1 pseudogene is annotated in these 323 nt (G+C 31.9%); it reads left to right on the top strand.

Features of this window, described 5'->3' with window-relative positions:
- Window positions 1–323, top strand: a pseudogene (locus GNY06_RS00075) (IS5/IS1182 family transposase); the annotation flags it as partial.

Here is a 323-nt window from a genome sequence, read left to right as displayed (position 1 = left end):
CAGCATTTTTCTGTGTGATAACCAGGGACAAATGTTGGCAATGGGAAGTCCAAAAAGTGGCCATCATCACGATTTATACCAAATAGAAGCTAGTTTGAAAGAAATTCTGTCCCTTCTAAGCGAAGTAAAAATAGATCATAAAGGATTGTTTCTCAATGCTGATGCAGGATTTGACAGTGAGAATTTAAGACAAATGTTAGAAAAAGAAAAAATAATCGCCAATATTAAAACCCATCTCAGGAATAATAAAACAGCCAAAAATTATTATTATTTTGATGAAGAATTATATAAACGAAGGTTCAATATAGAGAAAGCAAATGCTT

The sequence above is a fragment of the Elizabethkingia argenteiflava genome (genome assembly GCF_009904105.1).
GTDB classification, from domain to species: domain Bacteria; phylum Bacteroidota; class Bacteroidia; order Flavobacteriales; family Weeksellaceae; genus Elizabethkingia; species Elizabethkingia argenteiflava.
The sequence above is the reverse complement of the archived record's forward strand: the minus strand, read 5'-3'. Positions and strand labels throughout refer to the sequence as shown.